Annotated in this window: 17 protein-coding genes; 9 read left to right on the top strand and 8 right to left on the bottom strand. The window is 68.5% G+C overall.

Annotated elements, in window-relative coordinates; genetic code table 11:
• On the bottom strand, nt 1-2,042 hold a 2,042-nt coding region (locus tag U9983_RS17710), incomplete at its 3' end, for an APC family permease (protein ID WP_322755097.1).
• Between the two features lie 120 nt (nt 2,043-2,162).
• On the opposite strand from U9983_RS17710, the gene U9983_RS17705 reads away from it, so the two are divergent.
• Both U9983_RS17705 and U9983_RS17700 read left to right on the top strand, forming a co-directional pair.
• Nucleotides 2,163-2,834, top strand: a complete 672-nt coding sequence (locus tag U9983_RS17705) for a TrkA family potassium uptake protein (protein WP_322755096.1) — start codon at nt 2,163-2,165, stop codon at nt 2,832-2,834.
• Complete coding sequence (locus U9983_RS17700; protein ID WP_322751017.1) at nt 2,831-3,529, top strand: TrkA family potassium uptake protein; 699 nt, start codon at nt 2,831-2,833, stop codon at nt 3,527-3,529. The genes U9983_RS17705 and U9983_RS17700 overlap by 4 nt, the downstream gene beginning before the upstream one ends.
• Here the strand turns inward: U9983_RS17700 and U9983_RS17695 are convergent.
• A complete protein-coding gene (locus U9983_RS17695) occupies nt 3,480-4,139 on the bottom strand; it encodes a DUF3159 domain-containing protein (RefSeq protein WP_322755099.1) in 660 nt (219 codons plus the stop codon). The genes U9983_RS17700 and U9983_RS17695 overlap by 50 nt on opposite strands.
• 80 nt (nt 4,140-4,219) lie before the next feature.
• Nucleotides 4,220-4,606, bottom strand: a complete 387-nt coding sequence (locus U9983_RS17690) for an OB-fold nucleic acid binding domain-containing protein (RefSeq protein ID WP_322751016.1) — start codon at nt 4,604-4,606, stop codon at nt 4,220-4,222.
• A gap of 425 nt (nt 4,607-5,031) precedes the next feature.
• On the opposite strand from U9983_RS17690, the gene U9983_RS17685 reads away from it, so the two are divergent.
• Nucleotides 5,032-9,615 carry an AAA family ATPase gene (locus U9983_RS17685; RefSeq protein WP_322755095.1) on the top strand — a complete coding sequence of 1,528 codons (4,584 nt, stop codon included), beginning with the start codon at nt 5,032-5,034 and terminating at the stop codon, nt 9,613-9,615.
• Nucleotides 9,616-9,666: 51 nt separating this feature from the next.
• Complete coding sequence (locus tag U9983_RS17680; protein WP_322755094.1) at nt 9,667-11,814, top strand: protein kinase domain-containing protein; 2,148 nt, start codon at nt 9,667-9,669, stop codon at nt 11,812-11,814.
• A 13-nt stretch (nt 11,815-11,827) separates the two neighbouring features.
• Here U9983_RS17680 and U9983_RS17675 read toward each other — a convergent pair whose 3' ends face one another.
• Together U9983_RS17675 and dut are read right to left on the bottom strand one after the other, a co-directional pair.
• Nucleotides 11,828-12,610 carry a DUF3710 domain-containing protein gene (locus U9983_RS17675; RefSeq protein WP_416211426.1) on the bottom strand — a complete coding sequence of 261 codons (783 nt, stop codon included), beginning with the start codon at nt 12,608-12,610 and terminating at the stop codon, nt 11,828-11,830.
• Between the two features lie 109 nt (nt 12,611-12,719).
• Nucleotides 12,720-13,211 carry a dUTP diphosphatase gene (gene dut / locus U9983_RS17670; RefSeq protein WP_322755093.1) on the bottom strand — a complete coding sequence of 164 codons (492 nt, stop codon included), beginning with the start codon at nt 13,209-13,211 and terminating at the stop codon, nt 12,720-12,722.
• Nucleotides 13,212-13,443: 232 nt separating this feature from the next.
• Here dut and U9983_RS17665 point away from each other — a divergent pair, with 232 nt between their 5' ends.
• From U9983_RS17665 to U9983_RS17650, 4 genes are all read left to right on the top strand, one after another.
• Nucleotides 13,444-13,860 (top strand): DUF3093 family protein, encoded by a 417-nt coding sequence (locus tag U9983_RS17665; protein ID WP_322755092.1) that lies wholly within the window; start codon nt 13,444-13,446, stop codon nt 13,858-13,860.
• A gap of 106 nt (nt 13,861-13,966) precedes the next feature.
• Nucleotides 13,967-14,257, top strand: a complete 291-nt coding sequence (locus U9983_RS17660) for a DUF4235 domain-containing protein (protein WP_322747454.1) — start codon at nt 13,967-13,969, stop codon at nt 14,255-14,257.
• Between the two features lie 148 nt (nt 14,258-14,405).
• Complete coding sequence (locus U9983_RS17655) at nt 14,406-15,863, top strand: aldehyde dehydrogenase family protein (RefSeq protein ID WP_416211428.1); 1,458 nt, start codon at nt 14,406-14,408, stop codon at nt 15,861-15,863.
• A gap of 254 nt (nt 15,864-16,117) precedes the next feature.
• Nucleotides 16,118-16,663 (top strand): gamma carbonic anhydrase family protein, encoded by a 546-nt coding sequence (locus tag U9983_RS17650; protein WP_322755090.1) that lies wholly within the window; start codon nt 16,118-16,120, stop codon nt 16,661-16,663.
• A 17-nt stretch (nt 16,664-16,680) separates the two neighbouring features.
• Here the strand turns inward: U9983_RS17650 and U9983_RS17645 are convergent, their stop codons facing one another.
• Complete coding sequence (locus U9983_RS17645) at nt 16,681-17,547, bottom strand: inositol monophosphatase family protein (RefSeq protein ID WP_416211427.1); 867 nt, start codon at nt 17,545-17,547, stop codon at nt 16,681-16,683.
• A 199-nt stretch (nt 17,548-17,746) separates the two neighbouring features.
• Here U9983_RS17645 and valS point away from each other — a divergent pair, with 199 nt between their 5' ends.
• Nucleotides 17,747-20,350: a valine--tRNA ligase gene (gene valS, locus U9983_RS17640; protein WP_322755088.1), complete on the top strand. Its 2,604-nt coding sequence runs from the start codon at nt 17,747-17,749 to the stop codon at nt 20,348-20,350.
• Nucleotides 20,351-20,447: 97 nt separating this feature from the next.
• Here the strand turns inward: valS and U9983_RS17635 are convergent, their stop codons facing one another.
• Nucleotides 20,448-21,311, bottom strand: coding sequence for a hypothetical protein (locus U9983_RS17635; protein ID WP_322755087.1), 864 nt, complete (start codon nt 21,309-21,311; stop codon nt 20,448-20,450).
• 200 nt (nt 21,312-21,511) lie between these two features.
• A complete protein-coding gene (locus U9983_RS17630) occupies nt 21,512-21,982 on the bottom strand; it encodes a class F sortase (RefSeq protein ID WP_322755086.1) in 471 nt (156 codons plus the stop codon).
• Nucleotides 21,983-22,551: the final 569 nt, after the last annotated feature.

The raw sequence follows: 22,551 nt of genomic DNA, 5'->3' as shown, positions 1-22,551 counted from the left end.
GCGGTGGCCCGCACGGCGGTGGCCCGGCCGGCGGTGGCCTGAGCGGGGGCGGCCGAACCGGTGGCCCGGCGCACGGCTCCCGGCGCCGTCCGGTCCTGGCGCCGGCCGGCCTGCTCCGAGGAGGCGAGCTGCCAGGGGACGCTGGTGACCATCACGCCCGGCTGGAAGAGCAGCCTCCCCTTGAGCCGCAGTGCGCTCTGGTTGTGCAGGAGCTGTTCCCACCAGCGCCCGACCACATACTCGGGGATGAACACCGCGACCACGTCGCGCGGGCTCTCCCGTCGGATGCCGGCGACGTAGTCCAACACCGGCCGGGTGATCTCGCGGTAGGGCGAGGCGAGTTCGACCAGATCGATGCCGATCCCCCGTTCGTCCCAGGCCTGACGCAGCCGACCGGATTCGGCCGGATCGACGGCTACGGTGAGCCCGACCAGGGAGTGGGGCCGGGTGGCCTTGGCATACGCCAGGGCCCGCAGCGTCGGTTCGTGGATCTTGCTGACGAGCACCACCGCATGCACCCTGGACGGCAACGTCGGCGGCCCGGGCTCGGCCGCCAGCTCGTGGGCCACCCGGTCGTAGTGCCGGCGGATCGCCCGCATCACCACGAAGATCACCGGCATGGCCACACAGACGAGCCACGCGCCACGCGCGAACTTCGTGGCCAGAACCACGACCAGAACGACAGAGGTCACGCAGGCGCCGACAAAGTTGATCGCCTGCGAACGCCGGATACGTCGGCGGGCGACCGGGTCGCCAGCCTCAGGATCATCGCTTCGTAGGAGGGTCTGCCAGTGCCGGACCATCCCGGTCTGGCTGCACACGAACGACACGAACACGCCGATGATGTACAGCTGGATGAGCCTGGTCACCTCGGCGTCGAACGCGACGATCAGGAGAATCGCGAGAGCGGCGAGGGTGATGATTCCGTTGCTGAAGGCCAGGCGATCGCCACGGGTGTGCAGCTGGCGCGGCAGATAACCGTCCCTGGCCAGGATCGACCCGAGGACCGGAAAGCCGTTGAAGGCGGTGTTCGCGGCCAGCACGAGGATCAGCGCCGTGACGACGGCGACATAGAGGAAGCCGAACGACCCGTCCCCGAAGACTGCGGCGGCCACCTGCGCGATGACCGTACGCTGTGTCCCGGTTGCGGTCCCGGTTGCACCGATGAGATCCGCCGGGTTCTCCGCGACGTGGACATGCGAGATCATCGCCAGGATGGTGACGCCACTGAACATCGTGACCGCGATCAGTCCCATCGCCAGCAGCGTCGTGGCTGCGTTGCGGCTCTTGGGTGGACGGAACGCCGGGACCCCGTTGCTGATCGCCTCCACACCGGTGAGTGCGGTACAGCCGGAGGAGAACGCCCGCAACGCCAGGAAGACGGTGGCAAGGCCGCCGAAGGCGGACTCGGCGTGCACCTGGTAATTCGCGCTCTCGGCCTGGGGCGTGTGCCCGAACGCGGTCTGCAGCAACCCGACCGCGACCATCACCATGACGCCGACGATGAAGCCGTACGTCGGGAGCGCGAACGCCGTGCCCGACTCGCGGACACCGCGCAGATTGATTATCGTCAAAATGACGATCAGCACCACGGAAATGAGCACCTTGTGGCCGGCCAGGCTGGTCATGGCCGACGCGAGGTTCGCCACCCCGGCGGCAACCGACACCGCGACCGTGAGGACGTAGTCGACGAGCAGCGCGCTCGCGGCCGTGAGGCCGACCCGCGGCCCCAGGTTCGTCATCGCGATCTCGTAAGCGCCGCCCCCGGTGGGGTAGGCGCGCACGTTCTGGCGGTAGGAGGCGACGACGGTCAGCAGCACCACGACGACCGTGGCCGCGACCCACGGCGCAAGGTGGTAGAAGGCCAGACCACCGAGCGACAGGACAAGCAGGATCTCCTCCGTGGCATACGCCACCGAGGAGAGTGGGTCGCTACCGAAAACAGGCAGGGCAATCCGCTTGGGCAGCAACGTCTCGCCGAGTTTGTCGCTCCCGAGGGGGCGACCGACGAAGCCGCGCTTGAGGCGGTCCGTGAGCCTCACGCGGCGATGCTACCGACAGATGTGACCGGCATCGCACCGCTGTGAGATGACCGATATCTCCGCTGCTGGGCACCGCCCACGCATCGACCGGGCCGACTCAGGAGGGCTACGCTCTGCCGCGTGCATGTGGTGATCCTCGGGTGCGGGCGAGTCGGTTCGGCGCTCGCACGCAGCGTCGACCGGTACGGCCACAGTGTTTCGATCATCGACCAGAACCCGGACGCCTTCACCCGGCTGCCCGCGGACTTCAGCGGCCGAATGATCACCGGAGTCGGTTTCGACCGGGACACCCTGATCGAAGCGGGCATCCGGGACGCGACGGCGTTCGCCGCGGTTTCCAGCGGCGACAATTCCAACATCATAGCCGCCAGAATCGCGCGGGAGATGTTCGGCGTGACCAGTGTCGTTGCCCGCATCTACGACCCCCGCCGGGCTGAAGTGTACGAACGGCTCGGTATCCCCACGGTCGCCACCGTACGTTGGACCCGTGACCAGATTCTGCGCCGTCTCGTCCCGGATGCCATAACGCCGGAGTGGACGGACACGTCCGGCATGATCCTGCTGACAGAGATGACACCCTCCGCATCATGGGTGGGACTACGCGTGTCCACACTTGAGGGCGCCGCACGCGCCCGGGTCGCCTGTGTCACCCGCTTCGGCGAGGGTCTGCTCCCCGATGCCCATACCCTCATCCAGGACGGCGACACGCTGCACCTGGCTTTTCCCAAAGCACGGGCGGCGCAGGTGGAGGCCGTGCTGAAGGCCGGTCCGAAGGAAGGTCTGCCCACATGAGGCCACGTCGGATCGCCGTTGCCGGTGCCGGCAAGGTCGGCCGTTCCATCGCCGCCGAACTGATCGACAACGGCTCCGAGGTGCTGTTGATCGAACGCGACCCGGGCAAGATACGGATGGACGCGCTGCCGCACGCCAACTGGCTGCTGGCCGACGCGTGCGAACTGGCATCCCTGGAGAGCGCCAACCTCCAAGAGTGCGCGGTGATGGTCGCCGCGACCGGGGACGACAAGGTCAACCTGGTCGTCTCGCTGCTGGCGAAGACCGAGTTCGGGGTGCCGCGGGTGGTGGCACGGGTCAACCATCCGAACAACGAATGGCTGTTCACCGAAGCGTGGGGGGTGGACGTGGCCGTGTCCACCCCGCGGATGCTGACCGCCCTGGTCGAGGAGGCGGTGAGCGTCGGCGACCTCGTCCGGCTGATGCGCTTCATGCAGGGCAACGCGTCGCTGGTGGAGTTGACCCTGGCCGAGGACTCCCCGGTGATCGGGACGCCCATCGCGCAGGTTGCGCTACCCGCTGACGCGGCACTGGTGGCGATCCTGCGGGACGGGCGGGTCGTGCTCCCCTCCCCCGACGCCACCCTGGAAGAAGGCGACGAGGTGCTCGCCGTGGTGAGCGCTGGCGGGGATGTGGAGGAAGCCCTCAGCCTGGCTCTGGGCGGGACTCCAGCGGGCTCGCCGCCACCTCGGTGACCATGCCGGCGGCCATCCCGGCGGCACCGTCACGCCCGTCCGCGCCAGCCTGACGTGGCGCGAGTCGCCGCACGATGGCGAAGGTAGCCAGGATCGCCACGCCGAACAACGGAAGCCCCAGGGCGATGTTGGCAGCGGCCAGCCACCCTGTCTCGCCGGCCAGATAGAGCGCACCCTGGATGACGAACCGCAGAGCGAACACAATGATCCAGACCAGTGTCGCCCGGACGGCGGCCCGACGCAGGTCGCGGTGGTGACGCCAGTCGACGTAGCGGGCATCCATCGCGGCCATCACAAAACCTGCGAGCGGTCTGCGCACCACCAGTGACAACAGGCCGACGCCGGCAAAGACGGCGTTCTTGATGATACTGGGCAGGAAGAAACCCTGGGCGCTGTGCGTCCGGGACGCGACGAACGCGGCGAAGGCCACCGCGAACAGCCCGGAGAACGCCTGGCGCGCCGGCTCGCGGCGGACGACCCGCAGCGCGACCAGAACGGTCGCCGTCGCCACGGCGAAGGCGATGCCCGCGGTCAGCCCCGCCTCGGCGTTGACCGCGACAAAAGCAACCGTGGGGATCGCACTGTCGATCATCCCGCGTGGACCGCCCATGGCGTCGGCCAGCGATGTCGGGGATGTCGGGGACTGCCGGTCGGCAGCCGGAGCGACCCGCGGGTCGCGGGTTCGGAGGTTCACGCGCTCGCAGACGACACGGGCAGCAACTCGTATCGCGGATTGAAGATGGTGGTGCGACTGTCCCGGTTCATGACCATCCCAGATGCCTTGACTGCACGTCCTGCCTGAATCCCCGGTATGTGCTTGCGGCCGAGAAACACCAGGGTGACGGTACCGCTGCCATCGTAGATGTCCGCCTCAAGGCTCGGCGCCCCGGCGTGGCTACGTACAGTAACCGAACGGATCGAGCCGACGACGCACACCTCCTGGCGCTCGTGGCAGTCACACATCGGGACGGCCCCGGCCGCCTGGACGGTCCGCTGCAGGTCTTCGGCCTCCAGCACCCGATCGTCCGCGTTCAGCCGGTGGACGACCCGCCCAAGCCAACCGCCTCGGTCTCCCACGGCTCCTCCGATTGAACTCGGGAACGTAACACCCAGGCAACGCTTCAACGCGCCACAGTGTGCCCGGTCGCAGGCCCGGCATCCATCCTTATGGGGTTTTCGCCGCCGTTCCCACCACCGAGCCCACCGCACCCGCACCCGCACCCGCACCGCACCGCACCGCACCGCACCGCACCGCACCCGCTGGAGACTCACTGTGTCGCCGGCAGGCATACAAAGCGCCGGGATCCAGCTCGACCGCCAGCCTCCGATTACGGCAGGCCTTGGCGGGTAGGCCGAAGGCGACCAATTTCGATCATCGATCCGTGGTAGCTCGACGGAATCGCGCACCTGCGCTGACCCGCTGATCGCAACGACCCGGGCACGCGGCCTCGGAGGGATCTGCATTGTCCGATCCGGCACGTCCGCGTATTGCGGAACTCGGATTGAGTCGTCCGGGGTCCATCGTCCTGATCGTCGACACGGGGGAACCCACGTCCGGCCCGAGCCCCTCGTTCCCGGCCGCTGGCCCGGCGGCTGCCGAGCTGGGCCGTGTCCTGGTGGAGCGGTGCGGACTGAACACGGACAGCCTGCGGATGCTGACCGAACCGGTCACCGCCACCGAGCTTGGTCTGGCCATCAGCGACGCCGCGGAGACCGCTACCGACCTACTGCTCGTCTACTATCTGGGACATCTCGTGCAGGGGCAGGCGGGGGATCTCCACCTTGCCACCGCGGCGACAGACCCGCGACCCGACCGGCTGGGTCTCACCGCACTGCCGCTGACCTCGGCGCTCACCCGGCTACAGGCGGGCCGGGCCACCGAACGCGGCCTGATGATCGACGGCTGTCTGATCACCACCCGCTACGGGAGCAGCCAGACCGACGATGCCGTCTGCGCGGCAGCCCCCGTGCTCACCAAAGCGCAGCGAGGCGTCATCGAAGAGCAGGTCAGCGAGATCGATCTCACGTTGTCGGCTGTTTGGACGGGATCTGGCGACGATGCTCCGACCGTAAGGCCGGACTATGACCGGGCCGAGGCCGAGGGGACCCCGCTGTCGCAGGAACTGTTGCGGCTGCTCCTCAACGGCGACCCCGACGGACCTCCGGAACTGACCGTCGACCGTCTCTACCACCAGGGTGCCCGCAACCTGGTGGCGCGCGGCTGTCCCCGTCCGCTGCGACGGGCCGGCCGCTGGGCGGACACGACGGTACTGGCCCACAATCCGGCACACACCCCGCCGATCCCCGACGTGGAAGCTCCTGACACACGTGTGCTGACCGCTCTTCCCACCCCGCTCGCCGAGGCCGGCAGGATTGCCCATGAGCCGGGCCAGCCGGGCCAGCCGGGCGTCCAGGAAGTCGACGGGCGCTCGGACGTGGCGTCGGAGGTCGCCTGCCCCTACCCCGGGCTCGCATCCTTCGACCGCAGTTCGATGCAGTGGTTCTTCGGCCGGGAGCGGGCCACCGCCGACCTGCTGACCCGGCTGGACGCGCGGCTCACCGAAGCCGGTCCGCTGATGATCGTGGGGCCGTCCGGCTCAGGTAAGTCATCCCTGCTGCGGGCCGGGATGCTGCCGGCGCTCACCAACGGCGCCCTGTCCGGCTCGCGGCGGTGGCAACAGATTGTGCTGACCCCGACCGACCATCCAGTGCGTGAACTGGCCGAGCAAATGGTCACGATCGGTAACCTTCCCATACCGATCGGCGGCACCCTCGAATCCATCGTTACCCAACGCGACCCGTTCATCACATTACTGTCAGAGGTAAGCGGCCGGCGCGCTGGGCTGGAGGCGACCGCCGACGACCGCGTCGTACTCGTCATCGACCAGTTCGAGGAGACGTTCACGCTCTGCGCCGACGACGCCGAGCGCACGGCATTTGTTGGCGCGCTGTCCGCCGCAGCCCGGGGAACCGAGAACACCAGCCCGCCAGCCGTGGTCGTGCTGGGGTTGCGTGCCGACTTCTACGGCCGCTGTGCCGCCTTCCCCGAACTCATCGAAGCGTTGCAGCGCGGCCCGGTCGTGGTGGGTCCGATGAGTGCGGCCGAGGTACGGGACGCCATCGTGTGCCCGGCGGAGGCGGTCGGCCTGGCCGTCGAGCCCGGCCTCGTCGAGTTGATCATCCACGATCTCGGAGCCGGCGATGAGCGGGTCGTGACCGACCCCGGTTCGTTGCCGCTGCTCGCACACGCGCTGCTGGCCACCTGGCAGGAGCGCGACGGTGAGGTTCTCACTGTCGCGGGCTACCGGCGCAGCGGCGGACTACACGGAGCGATCGCCACGACCGCCGAGCACACCTATGCCCACTTTGACGCGGCCGGCCAGGATGCGGCCCGCAGGCTGATGCTGCGGATGGTGCGCATCGGTGACCGCACGGACGACACCCGCCTGCGGGTCCGGCGCGACGTGCTCCTCGCCGAGGCCGGCGAGCCGGCAGCCGCCGCAGCTGTCCTGGACGCGCTGATTGCCGCCCGGTTGGTGACGGTCGACGCCGGCGGCGTCCAGATCACCCACGAGGCCCTGCTGCGGTCGTGGCCACGGCTGCGGGAGTGGATCGACATCGACCGGGCCGGGGCCCTCACCCGACAGCAGATCGCCGACGCCACCGAAACCTGGGACACCAGCGGCCGGGACCCGTCCTACCTGTTCTCCGGCACCCGGCTGGCCGGCGCCCGCGAGTGGGCTGCGGCCAGCGATCGCCGGGGAGGGCTCAGCCCGCCGGCCCAGGACTTCGTCACTGCCGGCATCGCCCGCGAGCAGGCCGAAACCGCACATACCCAGCGCCGAACCCGACGGCTCAAGCAACTTGTCGCCGTCCTGACGGTGCTGGTGCTGCTCTCGACCGGCGCGACGGTGTTCGCGCTCCAGCAACGTTCCTCGGCCACCGCAGCCCGTGACCGGGCGCTTTCCCAGCGCATCGCAACGCAGGCGGATACGCTGCGCCCGTCCGACCCGGGCGTCGCGGCCCAGCTCGGCGTGGTTGCCTACCGACTGGCCCGGACACCGGAAGCACGCAGTGCCGTCCTCTCCTCGTTCAGCAGTGGCTACGGATTCGCCACCCGGCACCTGGCGGGACACACCCGGGCCGTCGGGGCCGTCGCCTACAGCCGGGACGGCCGACTGGTGGCCACTGCGAGTGACGACTGGACGGTAAAGCTCTGGGACGCGACCAACCCCCGCCGACCCGATGCCGTCGGCACGTTGCGCGGCCACCAGCTCGCTGCCAAATCCGTGGCGTTCAGCCCCGACGGGCGAACCGTTGCGACCGGCAGCGACGACCGTACCGTCAAACTGTGGGACATCACCGACCCGGCCCGTCCCGCCGTGCGGACCACCCTGCCCACGGCCGCCAGCTCGGTGTTCGGACTCGCCTACAGCCCGGACAACCGACTGTTGGCCACCGGTGGGTACGGCGACACCGTTCGGTTGTGGGATGTCGGCAATCCGTCGGCGGTGGCCCTCGCGGGGACCGTGACCGGCCACCACGGCGCCATCCGGGCGGTCGCCTTCAGCCCCGACGGAAAGGTGCTCGCGACCGGAAGCGAGGACGGCACCGCCAAGCTGTGGAATGTCACCGACCCAGGCAGTCCGGGGTACCTCAGCGACCTGACCGGTGACACCGGCGGCAATGTCGCCGACCCCGACACCCGGATTCGCGCGGTGGCGTTCAGCGGCGACGGTACGTCAATTGTCACTGGAAGTAATGACTCTGAGGCGCGGGTGTTCAGCATCACGGATCCCAAGAGCCCCAGCCAGGTTCAGGTGATCGACTCCGTGGTGCCCATCGTCTCCATCGCGTTCAGCCCGGACAGCCGCATGGTGGCCATCGCAACGGGTGACGTGGTCGAGCTGCACAACGCCCACGACTACTCCGACACCGTGTCGTCCTTCGCGCACGGCGCGGCCGCCTGGGCGGTGGCATTCAGCCCGGACGGCCGTTCCCTGGCCACCGGCGCGGACGGCGGCTCGGTGAAGCTGTGGGACACCCCCGGACCAGTGCTCTTCGGTCATCGACGGTTCCTGTGGAGTGTGGACGCGTCGCCGAAAGGTCACGTTATCGCGACCGGTGACTACGACAACACCGTCCGACTGTGGGACGTCAGCAATCAGTACAATCCTGTCAGTATCTCCGTGCTCACCGGTCACACCGGCGCCACCGGAGCGGTGACGTTCCGACCCGACGGCCGCGTACTCGCGACCGGTAGCATCGACAAGACGATCAAACTCTGGGATGTCGCAGACCCACGGAATCCGGTGTCGCTGGCCACGGTGACCACGGACATCGACGCGGTCAACGATCTGTCCTTCAGCCCGGACGGCCAGACGATGCTGGCCGCGGGTGACAGCGGAGGCATCCAGCTCTGGAATGTGACCGACCCACGACAGCCCCAGGCGCTGGCCGCCATGTCGGCGGCTCACCCCTCCGGCGCGTCCGCGGCCGTGTTCAGTCCGGACGGCACCACCGTCGCCTCCGCGGGCAAGGACCGCACCGTGCGCCTCTGGGACGTCCGTGACCGCACCCGACCGGTCGAGATCGGACGTCTGACGCAGTTCGGCTCCGGTGTGTACGGTGTCGCCTTCTCCTCGGACGGACGAACGTTGGCCACCGGGGGCAGCGACCGGACCATCACCCTGTGGGATGTCTCGACTCCCGGCTCGCCACGCCTGCGCTCGACCCTCACCGGACACGGCGGCCGCGTGAACACCGTCGCGTTCAGCCCCGACAACCGCACGCTCGCCTCTGGCGCGGCGGATTCCACGGTCCGGCTCTGGGACATCCACGACACCGCTCGGCCCGCGCTCCTCGCCGACCTTCGGGGTTACTACAACGCCTTCTCCGAGGTGGCGTTCAGCCCGAACGGCGCCACCCTCTACGGCGCGCCCTTCCAGGTCGTCGGCTTCACCTGGGACCTCGACCCCGACACGGTCATCCAGCGGGTCTGCGACCGAGTCGGCGATCCACTCACCCGTAGCGAGTGGGCGCAGTATGTGGGCGACCTGCCGTACAAACCGCCATGCCAATCATGATCAAAATCATCCGGACGGACGATCCCGCCCGGGCCGCACCGGACGTCATACGTGATCATTGAACGGGACCGGGTCGAGGCAATTCTGCCCGGCTATCACATCGCGGAGGTCCTCGGTCACGGTGGGTCCGGCATCGTGCTGGCCGGCCGGCATCGCCGCCTGGATCGACCTGTTGCGATCAAGATAGTAGCCTCCCGGGGAGGCCGGATCGACGAGCACGGCCGATTCCTGTCCGAAGCCCGGGTACTGGCCTGCCTGGACCATCCACATCTGGTGCGGATCTACGACTACGTCGAGACCGAGGACCTGTGTCTCCTTGTGATGGAACTGCTTCCCGGTGGAAGTGTGCGCACCCGGGCGTCGGCCGGCCTGACCATCGACACGGTCTGCGCGATCGGCCTGGCCGCGGCGGGTGCGCTGGATTGCGCCCACGCCAGTCATATCCTGCATCGGGATATCAAACCGGACAACATGCTCTTCACGGCGGACGGACTTCTCAAGGTCACCGACTTCGGCATCGCAAAGATCGACGACAGCTCCAGCGCCATCGCCACTGCGCAGGTGGGCACCCCCGCGTACATGTCCCCCGAGCAGATCACCGGTCGCCGGCTCAGTGCTTCGTCCGACGTGTACTCCCTCGGAATCGTCCTCTACGAGCTGTTGACCGGGCGGCCGCCCTTCCCGCTGGACATGCCGCTGCTGGAGCTGCTGCGTCACCACGTCGAGGTGAACCCGCCACCACTGCACCATGCGCCACCCGTGCTCGCAGACCTGCTCACCCGGTCGCTGCGCAAGGACCCGACGCAACGCCATCCCTCGGCCGCGACGTTCGCCCTGGACCTCGCCGCCGCGGCCGCGGGCATCCTGGGACCGGACTGGCTTGCCAGGTGCCCACTGCCGCTGCGGCTCGAGGACGAGGTTCGCGACGCCGCCCGCAGCCGGACCGATATCGACACCGGTCGTCGCGCCACGGACTCACCGTCAGCACCCCTGGCCGGGGCTGCTGCGCCGAGCGATCCGTCCGGCCCGCCGCTGCGCATCGCCGATTCGGCATCGGATGTTTCGGCACCCGATGGGAATGCCGCCCCGGCGACTCCAGGCCGGACGCCGTCCCGCCGTAACACGCCACGTCCGTTGATGCGTCGTGCCGCCGCACGGTGGGCCGATCACCTCTGGTCACGAACACCCAGCGACAAACCACGCAACCGGTCGGATATGGACGACGCACGGATCGACTACCCCTTCGGGCTTGCCGTCGAGGACGATGGCACGATCTACGTCTCCAGCCCGTTCCTGAACCGGATCAGTCGCATCGACCCCGACGGAGGGATCAGCGCGGTCGCCGGTACCGGCAAAGCGGGCTTCGCCGGCAACGGCGGTCCGGCGCTCGACGCCGAGTTGGACAGCCCGCACGGCATTGCGGCCGGCCGCGACGGGTGCCTCTACATCGCCGACAGCTTCAACAACCGCATCCGTCGCATCGATCCGCAGGGGATGATCGAGGTTGTCGCCGGCGGCGGCGGGGAATCCGGCCCCGCCATCCCGCCGGCCGGCACCGCGGCGGCTCATCTGAGCCTCAAACGCCCCCATGGGGTGACGCTCGACGCCACCGGTGCGCTCTACGTGGCCTGCACGGACAGCCACCAGATACTGCGGCTAACCCCAGACGGCGCTGTCCTGGTCCTGGCGGGCATCGGCACACCGGGGTTCTCCGGCGACGGCGGACCCGCGACGCTGGCACGTCTGAACCGGCCGTACGCGGTAGCCCTCAACAATCGGGGCGAAGCGTACATAGCCGACACCGGCAACAAGCGGGTCCGCCGGGTCACTCAGGATGGCCAGATCGTCACGATCGCCGGTGTCGTCTACGGCGGCCCGGTGAGCGACGGCACACCTGCGCTGATGGCCGCCATCGGCCCGCCGCACGGCATCGCGGCCGACTCAACCGGAACTCTTTATATCGCAGATCCCGACAACCACCGTATCTGGGCGGTCACAGCGGACGGTGCCATTGCGACCGCCGCGGGGTCCGGACGGCCGGGATCGTCCGGCGACAACGACCTCGCATCACACGCCACCCTCGGCCGCCCCCAAGGAGTGGCAACAGGTGCCGACGGCAGCGTGTACATCGCAGACTCAGGTACGCACAGCGTGAGACGCGTCGACCCGCTGGGACGTATCACCACCGTCGCGCCCTGACCAGCCCGGCCAGCTAGCCGATTTCTGCGATCCGTACGCCCGGAGCCGGCATGTGGGTCGCAGTCTTGGCGACGCCGGGTCTGACATCGTGCGGGTCCACATCGTGCGGGTCCACATCGGGCTGGTCCGCGGGGTCGTGCGACCCGTGCGGATCGGTGACCTCTTTCGGCAGCTTCAGCGGCAGCGGATCACGTAGAGGCATCGCCTGGTCACCACGGACCACGACGAGCTGGTGCAGCGATTGCGTCAGCAGCGGCGCGGCCTGGGGATCGAGCGCACCGTTGCCGGTGAGCACGATCCGCAGGAACCAGCGCGGACCGTCGATCCCCATCATCGTGCCGGGCATGAACTCACCCGTTACGGCGGTCGGCAGCCGCAGTCGCAGTTCGCTGCCGTAGCGCCCGCTGCCCTCCTCCGCCGCGCCCGGTCCCGCGCGAAGAGACTCCGCGATCTCGGCACGCACCTCGTCCCACAGACCCGCACTTTTCGGCGCGGCGAAGACCGACAGCTCCATCGCGCTCTGGCCATCCGTGAGAGTCACCGTCAGCACCTGGCCGGATTCCTGATCAACCTGGAACTGCACCTGGACCCCGTCGATCACGGGGATATGCAGGGACCCCAGATCGAGCCGCCGGATGTGATCGTCCGGAGCGTTCTCGGCGTCATAGGGGCCGTCCGGATCAGGTCCGGAGCCCTCGTCGACGACGTCGAGGATCTCATCCCGGCCGTCGGGTTCACGTGGACCGGAGCCGCCCCGACCATCACGCCTACGACCGCGCCGGAACACTTCGACCACTTCCTGTTGTCACAATAGGCTCCTCGCACATGATGGCCCGCAGCGGTGCCTGGTGTGGATGTGGGCATGCGGGTGGGTGTCGGATCGCCGGAGCGCGCCGGCCCCACGGTCAGGCGAAGCCGCCGGTCGACCCGAATCCACCGGTACCCCGTACCGTCTCAGGCAGCTCGGCGACCTCGCGGAACGCCGCACGCTCCACCCGTTGGACGACAAGCTGCGCGATTCGGTCACCGCGCCGCAGGTGGACCGGTTGGCGTAGATCGGTGTTGACGAGCAGAACATTGATCTCACCACGGTAACCGGCGTCGACCGTTCCCGGCGCATTGACGATGGACACGCCGTGGCGGGCGGCGAGGCCGCTGCGCGGGTGTACGAAAGCCGCATAGCCCTCGGGCAGCGCGACGGCGATCCCGGTCCCGACCATGGTGCGCTCGCCGGGGGCAAGGGTGACATCCCGGGCCGCCACGAGGTCCGCGCCGGCGTCACCGGCATGGGCGTAGGCGGGCAGTGGGAGGTCCGGGTCGAGCCGTTGTACCAGCACCCCCAACGGATGCGGTCCAGCGTCGGCCGGCTGCGCGGTACGGTCGTCCGTGGCGGTCATGAGTCTCCGATCGGTCCTTGCGGATGCGGGCCGAGGCCGGTAGCCGGCCAGATGCGGGCCGAGGCCGGTGAGCGGCCAGAATCAGCGGTGCCCGACAGAACATGCGCAAGACTAAGTGGTCACCGCCGGAAGTTGTTCGGGGGGTGCCGGATGCCGGATGCCGGGTGGATGCGGCGAATGATCAACAGCCGATGAACGCGAACAACCGCGGGCGCGGTGGATACTGACCCGCATGCGCTACGAGGAACGGCTGGCGGTACCTCGGCTCTGGCACCTCTGGGCCGCCCTCTGCGCGGGAGTCTTCGGCAGCTACTTCACCGTCTACACAGACGCCACCTGGACGCGGGCCGTGGTCTACGGGGCCATGTTCACCACGATGGAGGCGGCGCTGTGGCAGCTCGGACGTCCTCGACTGGCCATGACCGACGAGGCGATGCGCGCGGCCGGCGAGATGGTCGACCGAGCTGACATCCGCGACGCCGTCGCCTGCACCGATGTCCGCACCGTACTCGTCCCGGGCGTGTATGCCCTGACCAGACCATGGATACGCACCGGTGTTCGAGTCACCACCGCCACCGGTGTGTGGGTGCTGTCCAGCAGGCATCCCGGCACGCTACTGACGGCGATCAGCGCGCCGGTCCCGCGCTGATGCCATGCAACGCCTGTGACGGCCACCGGCCGGTAGAACGGCCGGGTGACGGTCGGGTTGTCAGCCCGCCGGCGGCCCGGAAGCCCGAGATGATGGGGGTGCGACAGTGCCACAACCGGTATCGAAGATCGGCTGGAAGATCGTGGGAGGCGCGGCCGGAGCGGCAGCCGGAGCCGCTGCGAGCAAGGCCGTCACCGTGGCGTACAAAAAGATCCGCAAAGCCGACCCACCGACCAGCCCGGCGCATCCCGATACAACCTGGGCCGACGCGATCAGCTGGGCGGTCGCGTCCGGGGTGGCGATCGGCATCGGACGCCTCACCGCGGAACGGGTGGCGGCCCGTTGGTGGGTGAAGACGACCGGGTCGCTGCCACCCGGCATGCACGATGACGACTGAGTCCGGGCCGGCCACACCCGGGCCGGCCACACCCGGGCCGGCCACACCCGGGCCGGCCACACCCGGGCCGGCCACACCCGGGCCGGCCACACCCGGGCCGGCCACACCCGGGCCGGCCACACCCGGGCTGGCCACAGCGGTGGCGCCGATGACCTTCGACTCGGTCAACCCGGCGACCGGTACGACGATCGCGACGTTCCCGGTGCACGGCGCCCAGGAGGTACGCGCCGCGGTCGAACGCGCGCGCAGCGCCACCAGATGGTGGTCCGAACTCGGCGTCAACGGCCGCCGGACGCGCCTGCTGGCCTGGAAGAAGGCACTGTACGACGCCCTCGACGAGCTCGCCGACCTCGTCCACCGGGAGAACGGCAAGACCATCCATGAGGCTGCCCTGGAGATCGGTGCCCACCTCGACGTTCTCGGCTGGGCCGCCACCAACGCCGGGCGGGTCCTGGGTACGCACCGGGTGCGACGCGGTCTGATCACCGCGAACCAGGCCGCGTCCGTGACCTACCAGCCCTACGGGGTGGTAGGCGTCATCGGGACCTGGAACTGGCCCGTCTACACCCCGGGCGGCGCCGTCGTGTCGGCACTCGCCGCCGGCAACTGTGTCGTGTACAAACCCAGCGAGCACACGCCCGCGGTCGGGCGGTTCATGGTGGAGGCATTCACCGACGTGGTCGGCGGACGGCCGGTGCTCTCCATGGTCACCGGCCTTGCCGCCACCGGCGCCGCACTGTGCTCGGCCGGCGTGGACAAGCTCTCGTTCGTCGGCGCCCCGGCCACCGGCAGGGCGGTGATGGCCCAGTGCGCGACGACGCTCACCCCGGTCGTCCTGGAACTGGGCGGTAAGGACGCGATGATCATTGCGGATGACGCTGATCTCGACGCGGCCGTGGACGGTGCGCTGTGGCTCGGGATCGGCAACTCCGGCCAGACCTGCATCGCCACTGAACGGATCTTCGTGACCGAGGGTGTCTACGATGCCTTCCTCGACAAGCTGGCCACCCAGGCACGAAAGATCACAGCGGGCGCCGGGGAACCATCCGGATACGGCCCGATGGTTCTCCACGGCCAAATCGAGCTCGTGCGTCGCCACCTCCACGACGCGCTGGACCGAGGTGGGCGGGCGGTGGTCGGTGGGCCTGAGTCGCTGCGCCCGCCGTTCATCGATCCGATCGTGCTCGTCGACGTGCCGGACGACGCCCTGGCGATGACCGAGGAGACGTTCGGGCCGACCCTGGTGGTGACCCGGGTGCGTGACATCGACGAGGCCGTGGCCAAGGCCAACAGCGGCGTCTTCGGGCTCGGCGCCTCGGTGTTCTCCCGCCGGCACGGACGGGAGATCGCAGACCGACTGCGGGTGGGTATGGTCTCGGTCAACAATGTCATGATCTTCACTGCGGTCGGCGGACTGCCGTTCGGCGGCGTCGGGCACTCCGGGTTCGGACGGGTACAGGGCGCGGACGGGCTGCGGGAGTTCGCCTGGCCGAAGGCGATGACCGTGCAGCAGCTGACCGCGCCGGTCAATCCGATCTCCTTCTTCCGGAAACCGTCCGCCATGACGCGGTACCGGGCGCTCACCCGCATGCTCCACGGACGCTGAACCTGCTCCACGGCAGCTGAAGCCTGCTCTGGGGCTGAACCTGCTCCGGTGCTGGCCGCAACCGCCACCGGTGACCGGGATGACCTGCGCACCGCTGCGGTGACGCGGGCACCGGCCAAGCCCTTGCGGCAGGATGAAGCGGGGCCACTCGACCCGGAGGCCTCGGCCTCCGACGGCGCGAAAAACCATGATCGCGCTACCTTTGGCCCGTTAGCCCGCAGTGATACGCCCGACAGTGGCGTGCCCGAAGGGAGATGTCGGTGGCTGTCTACGCGCTCGGTGACCGGGTGCCCGAAATCGATCCGTCCGCCTATGTACACCCGGCGGCAACCGTGATCGGCAAGGTGACCATCGGCCCCGAGTCGACCATCTGGCCGGGCGCGGTGCTGCGCGCCGACTACGGCGAGATCCACATCGGTGCCAGGACCTCGGTGCAGGACGGCACCGTCGTACACGCGACCGCCGAGTTCCCCACGGTCATCGGTGACGACTGTGTCATCGGGCACATCGCGCACCTGGAAGGCTGCACCGTCGAGAACGGGTCGCTGGTCGGCTCGGGGGCGGTCGTCCTGCACCGGGCCGTGGTCGGCGCCGGCGCGCTGGTCGGCGCGCAGGCGCTGGTCGGTAACAACGTGGCGGTACCACCGCGGGCACTGGCGATCGGCGTGCCCGCGAAGATCCGTCCGGACGCGGTGGCGGAAAACGCCTTCGCGTCCGGGGCGGCCCAGTATGCCGCGAACGGCAAGCGATACCGCGAAGAACTCCGCCGCATCGACCAATATCCACCAGACAGGCCCTAGGGCCAAAGGCGATGCGATCAGTCGCGGTCGGCGGGCGGGTCCGCGGCGAGCAGATCGTGCAACTGGTCGAACAACTGTGGGGGCGCGGCGATGGTGAGATCGTTCGACACCGGCCGACCGTGCAGACCGCCGACGCGCAGACCGGCCTCGGTGGCGACCAGCGCCCCGGCAGCATGGTCCCATGGATGCAGGCCACGCTCGTAATAGGCGTCCACGAGTCCGGCCGCGGCCGCGCCGAGGTCCAGCGCGGCCGCGCCCATCCGCCGGATGTCGCGTACCCGCGGCAGGACGCGGGTCAGCACCGCCACCTGGCCGGTTCGCCGCTCGACCGTGTAGCCGAACCCGGTCGCCACCAGCGCGTGGGCCAGGTCGCCCACGGTCGAACCGCTCAGCGTCACCCCGTTTCGGGCCGACCCTTCACCGAGCGCCGCGGTGTAGGTGACGCCCATGGCCGGGGCGTGCACGACCCCCGCCAGCACCGTCCCGTTGATCTCGGCCGCGATCGACACCGCCCAGTTCGGCAGGTTGTAGAGGTAGTTCACCGTGCCGTCCAGCGGGTCGACGATCCAGCGCACGCCGCTGGTACCGGGGTCGTCGGCTCCCTCCTCACCGAGCAGGCCGTCCGCGGGCCGTGCCTCGCGCAGTCTGCGTCCGACCAGCTCCTCCGACGCCCGGTCGAGCGCGGTCACGACGTCTGTGGGAGACGACTTGGTCGACTCGGCTGCCACCGCTCCGGCTCGTCCCCGCAGCAGGAGGTCGCCGGCCTCCTGGGCGACTGAGAGCGCAAGCTCCAGCAGCTCCTGGGGCCGCGGGCGCTCGGGCGCACCGCTGTCGGGCGCACTGCTGTCGGGCGCACTGCTGTCGGGCGCACTGCCAGCTGGCATCGACGCGGAGGTCCCGGTCGGAGATATCGGATCGACGGCATACCGCGTGGTGTCAGGCACAGGCCCATCCTGCCAAGACGCGGGTATCGCCCGGGATGGCTGGTAGCAGCGGGAAAGGTTTGAGCCGGCATGGGAGAGACGGACCGATGGTCGCGGGCCCTGCAAGCCCCGCCGTGGCTGGCCCGTAGGATCGTTACTTGTGGTGACAGAAGAAGGCAGGAACCAACAGGATCCGGATCACCGGGAGCGGTCCGTTCCCGACCGGCCGACCCTCGACGGGCTCGAGGAACGATGGTCGGCCGCGTGGCACGAACAGGCGACCTACCGTTTCGACCGGACCGCTGACCGGACGCGGGTCTACGCGATCGACACTCCGCCGCCGACGGTCTCAGGGTCGCTGCACGTAGGCCATGTCTTCTCCTATACCCACACCGACATCATCGCTCGCTACCAACGGATGCTCGGTCGCGAGGTCTTCTACCCGATGGGGTTCGACGACAACGGCCTGCCGACCGAGCGTCGGGTACAGAACCACTTCGGCATCCGCTGCGACCCGTCGCTGCCCTACGACCCGGACCTAGCCCCGCCGGACAAGCCTGACAAGGAGCAGGTCCCGGTCAGCCGCCGCAACTTCGTGGAGCTGTGCGAGCGGCTGACGATCGAAGACGAAAAGGTCTATGAGGCGCTATGGCGGCGGCTCGGCCTTTCGGTGGACTGGTCGATGACCTACGCGACGATCGACTCCCGTTCCCGGGCCGTCGCCCAACGGGCCTTCCTGCGCAACCTTGCCCGTGGCGAGGCATATCTCGCGCAAGCGCCGACCCTGTGGGATGTGACCTTCCGGACGGCGGTCGCCCAGGCTGAGCTGGAGGACCGCGACCGCCCAGGCGCATACCACACACTTGCGTTCGCCTGCGCAGACAGCGACGGGACCGCGGCCGGCAACAGAAAGGTGGCCATCGAGACCACCCGACCAGAGCTCCTGGCCGCCTGTGTCGCCCTGGTTGCACATCCGGACGACGAGCGGTATCAGCCGCTGTTCGGCTCGTCCGTGCGGACTCCCCTGTTCGACGTCGAGGTTCCGGTGCTCGCACATCGACTCGCCGACCCCGAAAAAGGGTCCGGCATCGCGATGATCTGTACCTTTGGCGACCTGACCGATGTCATCTGGTGGCGGGAATTGCGTTTGCCCGCGCGTGCGGTGATCGGCCGGGACGGCAGACTGCTGGCTGACCCACCCGACGCGATCATGTCGGAAGCCGGTCGGGCGCATTACGCCGAACTGGCCGGACGCACCGTCCACAGCGCCCGGGAGCAGATCGTCGCGCTGCTGCGCGGCAGCGGAGCGCTGCTGAGCGAGCCGCGGCCGATCAACCACCCGGTGAAGTTCTACGAAAAGGGCGACCGGCCCCTGGAAATCGTGACAACCCGCCAGTGGTACATCCGCAATGGTGGACGGGACGAGACCCTGCGGGCGGCGCTGCAGGCCCGCGGCGCCGAACTACACTGGCATCCCGAGCACATGCGAGTTCGCTACGAGAACTGGGTCGACGGTCTTACCGGGGATTGGCTGATCAGCCGACAGCGTTTCTTCGGAGTACCGTTCCCGGTCTGGTACCCGCTGGACTCCGATGGAATGCCATGTCACGACCAGCCGATTGTCCCCGACGAGGCCACGCTCCCGGTGGACCCGTCCAGTGACACACCACCGGGATTCACCGAGGATCAGCGCGGAATCCCCGGCGGGTTCGCTGCCGATCCGGATGTGATGGACACCTGGGCCACATCATCACTCACCCCGCAGATCGCCGCCGGTTGGGGCAGCGACGACGACCTTTTTGCGCGGGTCTTCCCGATGGATCTGCGTCCGCAGGCGCACGAAATCATCCGGACCTGGCTGTTTTCCACGGTGTTGCGCAGCCACGCCGAATTCAACACGTTGCCCTGGACGCACGCGGCCATCTCCGGCTGGATTCTCGACCCGGACCGCAAGAAGATGTCGAAGTCCAAGGGTAATGTCGTCACACCGATGCACCTCCTCGAACAGCACGGTTCGGACGCCGTGCGATACTGGGCGGCATCCGGTCGACCGGGTACCGATACCGCGTTCGACGTCGGACAGATGAAAATCGGTCGCAGACTCGCCATCAAACTACTCAACGCGAGTCGGTTCACCTTGGGGCTCGGCGTAGTCGAGGATCCGGGTACGGTCAGCGAATCACTCGACCGGGCACTGCTGGCGGTACTCGCGGATGTGGTCGACGCAGTGTCCACAGCATTGGACGGATACGACTACACCCGAGCTCTGGAACTGACCGAATCGTTCTTCTGGCGATTCTGCGATGACTACGTCGAGCTCGTCAAAGGACGTGCATACGGGTCGTTCGGCGCGCAGGGGTCAGCGTCCGCCCGAGCTACGCTTGCCATCGCACTGTCCACGCTTCTCGCACTGTTCGCGCCGTTCCTCCCCTTCGTCACCGAAGAAGTCTGGTCGTGGTGGAAGCCTGGTTCGGTGCATCGCGCCCGATGGCCGGAAGCTGGTGAGCTGCGAAAGTTCGCAGACAGCGGCGATCCGCGCCAGCTCGAGGCGGTCAGTACCGCACTGACCGCGATCCGGCGGTCGAAATCGGCTGCCAAGGTCTCAATGAAGGCCGAGGTGGCCTCGGCGCAGGTCAGCGGGGAGGCAAACCTGCTGGCCTTGGTGGAGGCGGCGGCAGCCGATCTGCGCAGCGCCGGCAGCATCACGGACCTGACCTTCGCCGGGGGTGCGGGCGAGCTGGCTGTCAACGTGATCCTGGCCTGACCGGCCCCGGAAAGGCTGACGGCTGGAAAGGGAACCTGGTAGGCCGACGGGCGCGCGATCGTCGTTTTTCTTGCGCGCTCGGAGAGCCCGAGGAAATCTAGCCTGCCAGGCGGACGCCGGTCACGGTGAAGCGTTCGACGTCATACAGGTGGCCACCGGTGGAGGCGACCACGACGAGGCTCTGACCGGGCGGCGCTGCGGTGCTCACCGTGGTCGTCCACACCGAGTTGTCCCCGCCGGCGGGCTGGCAGCAGAACTCCCCGACGATCTGGCCGACGTCGGTTCCAGACGTCGACCTGACCCAGACGTGGATGCTCTCGTCCACACCGCTGATCCGACCGCCGACCGTCAGCGGCACCGTCACCGTCGACCCGTAGGCAGGCTGGGTGAGCGAGATGGTCGAGTCATCGGTACCGACGACCTCCCAGGGAGCATCGGTACCGGATCCGAACCGGACGAGGTGGATGACAGCTGCAACGCCCGTACGGCCGCTGTCGGTGGCGTATCCGACCTGAACACGAGCGTCGTCGCCGGTGATGGCGCTCGCCAGAACCCGGTCGACGCCGGCGAAGCCGAGAAAATAACGCGTGAAGGAGAGCGCGGTACCCGCCGGGTCGAGGTGCCACGGCTGCTGTCCACCCGATCGGTCGGCCGCCTGCCATGCTTGTGCCTGCGCGGCGCTGGCGAAAGGCCACAACGGCTGATACGGGAAAGCCTGCGCGCCCACGTCCGCACCGGGCGTTGTGGGCCTGGTGGACTGGCGCACCTGCGGCTCAATGGTGGTGGCCTGCCCGACAGGTGCTCCGGATGACGACCGCCCGGCCGCCGAGGGTGAGGTGCTCCCATTCGAGCATCCGGCCAGGACCACCATGGTGGCAAGCAAAGCTCCCAGCCGGATGGGCACGACAACCGCGGTGGGACGCCGCCGGCGCTTGGCCGTCGAGTCGCTCCGAGATACCATGATCTTCATGGCCCCTCCGATAAGGGCTGTAACAGACCGACGCCCCTGAAACGGGGGTAACTCCCACAACACCGGGACAAGAGTAACTCCCCCAAGGCGGCCTCGCGCCCAGCGGGGCGTCCAGATCATGTCCGCTATCCGGCACGCTGCCGCAGCTGTCCTCCGCCCAGGCACCACGCACCCCGGCCGGCGACACCTCGTCAAACAACGTGCGCGTAGACGATCATATTGTCCAGATAGTGGTGGGTTTTTCTGTCGAAATCGCCCCCACAGGTAATCAGCCGCAGTTCCGGCCGGTCGACCTTGCCGTAGACCTCCGCCACCGGAAACGCGGCTTTCGAGACCTCCTGAATGCGGTCCACCGCAAAGTGCGCAACCGTACCGTCGGCCAGACTTACGTCGATCATATCGGATTTCTTGATCTTATCAAGCTGGTAGAAGACAGCCGGACCGGTCGTCGAGTCGTAGTGTCCGACAAGTACAGCCGCACCAACCTCACCAGGACGCGGACCATACTCGTACCAACCGATGTCACCCCATGCCGTCGGCACCTGGAGCGTTCCGTCCGGCTCGAGGCCGACCGACCCGACGGCCGCCGCGGTAGCCAATACAGGAATACGCAGGAAGGTCGGCCGATTGTCGGACGTACGCGCCGGCTCGGGCACTGTCACCTGCGTACCCGCGGATGGCTTATCCGTGACACCGACTCCTGTCGGGACAGTCTCCGCAGAGATTCCGGCGGCCTTCCAGAATTCGGACGAAACGATCCTCTGGCCACTCACCCCGATCAGGAGAAGTCCGAGCAGAACCAGCCACCGTGCCGACAAGATGACTTTCGGCTTCCTCCCGGCAATATCGCGTCCCATGCCCTTCCCCCAGACATCAAATGGCTACTGTGTTGCCCGCGGTAACCGTACCGCTACCGCACGAGAGAAGAGGAAGGTCATGACGCACAGAATGGGCCGGGGTGTGGTGATGCTGGCTATTTCAGCAGCCACCGCGTTCTTTGTTGGATTTACCCCTGCATCTGCATTTGCGGGCGACGACTCGTGGGACTCGCACCAGAGCTGGACGACCGAGCAGTCTGACTCGCCCACGGCCGGCCCCACCGGCCGTGGCGGACCAACCGCGACCGCCGGCCCCGGTGGCGTTGGCGGCGTTGGCGGCGTTGGCGGCCCAACCGCGACCGCCGGCCCCGGCGGCGTTGGCGGCGTTGGCGGCCCTGGCGGCGTTGGCGGCC

This window comes from Protofrankia sp. Cas3, from assembly GCF_963555955.1.
Classification (GTDB): domain Bacteria; phylum Actinomycetota; class Actinomycetes; order Frankiales; family Frankiaceae; genus Protofrankia.
The sequence above is the reverse complement of the archived record's forward strand: the minus strand, read 5'-3'. Positions and strand labels throughout refer to the sequence as shown.

What these genes read in the sequence shown, in the direction of transcription:
- U9983_RS17695 (WP_322755099.1), bottom strand. Translation starts at nt 4,139, where the DNA reads ATGGGCGGTCCACGCGGGATGATCGACAGTGCGATCCCCACGGTTGCT.
- U9983_RS17665 (WP_322755092.1), top strand. Translation starts at nt 13,444, where the DNA reads ATGCGCTACGAGGAACGGCTGGCGGTACCTCGGCTCTGGCACCTCTGG.
- U9983_RS17650 (WP_322755090.1), top strand. Translation starts at nt 16,118, where the DNA reads ATGTCGGTGGCTGTCTACGCGCTCGGTGACCGGGTGCCCGAAATCGAT.
- U9983_RS17645 (WP_416211427.1), bottom strand. Translation starts at nt 17,547, where the DNA reads ATGCCAGCTGGCAGTGCGCCCGACAGCAGTGCGCCCGACAGCAGTGCG.
- U9983_RS17635 (WP_322755087.1), bottom strand. Translation starts at nt 21,311, where the DNA reads ATGGTATCTCGGAGCGACTCGACGGCCAAGCGCCGGCGGCGTCCCACC.
- U9983_RS17700 (WP_322751017.1), top strand. Translation starts at nt 2,831, where the DNA reads ATGAGGCCACGTCGGATCGCCGTTGCCGGTGCCGGCAAGGTCGGCCGT.
- U9983_RS17655 (WP_416211428.1), top strand. Translation starts at nt 14,406, where the DNA reads ATGACCTTCGACTCGGTCAACCCGGCGACCGGTACGACGATCGCGACG.
- dut (WP_322755093.1), bottom strand. Translation starts at nt 13,211, where the DNA reads ATGACCGCCACGGACGACCGTACCGCGCAGCCGGCCGACGCTGGACCG.